Source organism: Sporosalibacterium faouarense (assembly GCF_016765695.1).
GTDB classification, from domain to species: Bacteria; Bacillota; Clostridia; order Tissierellales; family VENL01; genus Sporosalibacterium; species Sporosalibacterium faouarense.
On record NZ_JAETGO010000060.1, the window covers coordinates 1 to 3,083 of the forward strand.

5 protein-coding genes are annotated in these 3,083 nt (G+C 30.2%); 3 read left to right on the forward strand and 2 right to left on the reverse strand.

Annotated features, from left to right (window positions below; translation table 11 throughout):
• A partial coding sequence (locus JMO20_RS11675) for a DNRLRE domain-containing protein (protein WP_202709855.1) occupies nucleotides 1-282 on the reverse strand: 282 nt, incomplete at its 3' end.
• Nucleotides 283-453: 171 nt separating this feature from the next.
• Entirely contained in the window at nucleotides 454-705 is a 252-nt protein-coding gene (locus JMO20_RS11680) for a hypothetical protein (RefSeq protein WP_202709856.1), read from the reverse strand.
• A gap of 321 nt (nucleotides 706-1,026) precedes the next feature.
• On the opposite strand from JMO20_RS11680, the gene JMO20_RS11685 reads away from it, so the two are divergent.
• The 3 genes from JMO20_RS11685 to JMO20_RS11695 are packed head-to-tail and all read left to right on the forward strand — an operon-like array spanning nucleotide 1,027 to nucleotide 3,026.
• A complete protein-coding gene (locus JMO20_RS11685) occupies nucleotides 1,027-1,314 on the forward strand; it encodes a PadR family transcriptional regulator (RefSeq protein WP_202709857.1) in 288 nt (95 codons plus the stop codon).
• A complete protein-coding gene (locus JMO20_RS11690; RefSeq protein WP_202709858.1) occupies nucleotides 1,308-2,000 on the forward strand; it encodes a hypothetical protein in 693 nt (230 codons plus the stop codon). Before JMO20_RS11685 ends, JMO20_RS11690 begins: the two co-directional genes overlap by 7 nt.
• A gap of 51 nt (nucleotides 2,001-2,051) precedes the next feature.
• Nucleotides 2,052-3,026 carry an alpha/beta fold hydrolase gene (locus JMO20_RS11695; protein WP_202709859.1) on the forward strand — a complete coding sequence of 325 codons (975 nt, stop codon included), beginning with the start codon at nucleotides 2,052-2,054 and terminating at the stop codon, nucleotides 3,024-3,026.
• Nucleotides 3,027-3,083: the final 57 nt, after the last annotated feature.

The following is a 3,083-nucleotide window of genomic DNA, read 5'->3' on the forward strand; positions in this document are numbered from 1 at the left end:
AAAAGTTACTGTATCTGGATCAAAAAGAGTTTTTGGTCTAAATACCATTATTGGAAATGTTCCTGCATAATCTTTTCTGCTAAGATAAATTCTCAAATATGCATTAGAAAATGTTCCACCAGGTGGGATTATTGGTGTATCAATTGTTATCAAGGTTCTGTAGATGTCATTGAGTGAAGTGAAGCTACCTATAAACATTGGGATAGTATCTATAAAGTTCGTATTTGGATATGCTTTTGCGACGTAAGGATTTTCATTAGGAGTTAATACAATTGTGGGCATGATTAACCTTCCTTTCATTAATAATTAGCTCCAGATGGCAACATATGATAAAAAACAATAACATCTATTACCATCTTGCAATACATAATATGCTAAGATTGAAAACTTGTTATAGAAATTAGTACATCTTAGTAAATTGGATATTAGCGACATATGAAATATGATAAAAATTTATTTGTTGTCTTTTTGTATTACTTCAAATATATTGCAAAAAGTATCACAAGTACCAACAGAAGTAATTCCTATAAAGATCCCATAAAGAATATATTCTTTTATTGAAGATAATTGTAAAAATAAAAAGCTTCCTATGATTCCTAATGGAAAAGCTAATAGATGGGCGTATTTTTTTTGTAATTTGAATTTTTCGAGAGTTTCTACTATTCCATATATTATAGAAATGAGTAGAATGATTTTAGTAATCATTTTCAACCCCTGCAATAATATATGATAGTTATGTACAAACTGTGCAATGTAATGTAAGAAAACTTTAGAAGTTAGGAAAACAATCTAGTGACTTCAAGCTAGGTTTTTGTGAATATAGATTTCAATTTTTAGAAGAAATGGTGCCTATAAGTTTATACTTGTATTTGGAAAAAATTCCTATTATAATATACCTAGAAGAACAAAATAGTATGTGTCACAAAATAATTTGTTTTATAATATAATTAGAATAAGAAGGTGATCGATATAAATATTAGAAAAGAATTAAAATCTGGAGTAGTTGAATTAGCCATATTATCTCTTTTGAAAGAAAGAGATATGTATGGATATGAAATATCAAATGAGATTGATAAGCGCTCGTCCAACAGGTTAAACGTAAAGGAAGGTACTCTATATCCAATACTTTATAGATTAGAAGAAAAAGAAGTTATAGAAAGTTATTGGAAGGCACTAGACGGCAGGGGTAAACCTCGTAAATATTATAGAGTCACTAGTATTGGAGATAGATATTTTTATAGTTATAAAGAAGAGTGGTTTGTTGTATCAAATATTATGAGAGATATTTTAATTGGGGAGGAAGAAGAATGTTAGCTCAATACAAAAATTATATTGAGGAAGTTTTAGAGATAATAGAAACTGACCCTAAAACTAAGGAAAAAATAAGACAGAGCTTAACTGAGCATGTTGATGCCATAGTTGAACGGTACGGTTCTCTGGCTTCTAGTTATTTGGACGAACCAGAAAAAGTTGCAATGGAGTTTATGGATAATCTAAAGACAGACAATGTACAAAAAGATGTGTATGAATATCCATGGTGGTTAAAAAAAAGAGGCATTCATCGTAAAATTTCTAAAAAGAAAATCTTAAATATTCCTCTTTATCATATAACAGATGGATATAACCCTGAAACTGGGGAGTTTGAAGTTGCAAAAGGATTTTTTGCTATTGGTCCAGTTGCACTAGGTGTTGTCTCTTGTGGAGGAGCAGCCACAGGCATAATTTCATTTGGAGGGATTTCCTTGGGGTTATTGTTGTCATTAGGAGGTGTTTCAGTTGCTTTAGGTGGAGCAATAGGAGGCTTTGCAATGGGAGGTCTGTTTGCTCTTGGAGGAGCAGCTATATCCTATGGATTAGCTTTTGGTGGATATGCTTCTGGACATGTAGCAATTGGTGATGTTACAGAAGGAAAGTATTTTTTCCATATTAAAACAGGAGAAGGTAATGCAATAGAATGGTTTAAAAGATATATGCCTTATTTAACTCGATATTTCAAATAGGAAACATATATTAATTGTTAGTCTATTATTTTGAGTAAATGGAGGAGGACAATGAAAATATTAAGGATAACTGGAAAAGTAGTATTAGCCGTATTTGGGTTATTAATAATACTTATAATTACTTCTACTATAAATCATAATTATAAATTAAAAAAGGAATCTAAAGAATACCCGCCACCAGGCAAACTAATTAAAGTGAATGGTAATAAAATGCATATATATAGTCAAGGTCAAGGAGATACTACACTTGTTTTTATGTCTGGGTCTGGTACTAGTAATCCAACTATTGACTTTAAGCCTTTATGGATGAAAATGATAAATGAGTATAGAATTATGGTAGTAGAGAAAGCTGGGTATGGATGGAGTGAAATATCGTCAAATCCAAGGGATATAGATACAATACTTGAGGAGACAAGAGAAGCATTAAAGATTTTTGGAGCAAATGGACCGTATGTACTGGTTCCCCATTCAATGTCAGGCTTAGAAGCAATATACTGGGCACAGAAGTATCCAGATGAAGTGACAGCAATTATAGGACTTGACCCAGGGATTCCAGAAATATATGAAAATAATTCTGATATTCTATCTAGAAAAAATGAATTAAATATTATGTACTTTGTATCAAGAATAGGTTTATCTAGATTTATGAATAGAACAGAATTAGAAAAATACCTTCCTTTACTTAAGTCAAAAGACCTATCAGATAAAGATAAAGAACAGTTAATAGCAATTTTTTATAAAAGCTCTATAACAAAAAATATGTTAGATGAAATTGATTATATTCAAGAAAATGTTCAAAAAGTAAGATCCAATAGTGTTCCTAGTAGTACTCCTATGTACTTTTTTATATCAGATGCTAGCGATATTAATATGAGAAATTGGAAGAATTACTTGTCTAACTATGTATCACAAATTAATTTTGGAAAGTATAAATTTTTAGATAGTGGACATTATGTACATCATGGAAAATCTAATATTATAGCTAACGAGATAAAAGCTTTTCTGAAAGAAATAAATGTTAATTAGAAGAATCATTAGAAAATTAGAAAAAAATAAGCAATAAAAAAAACAACCTAGTGCCTT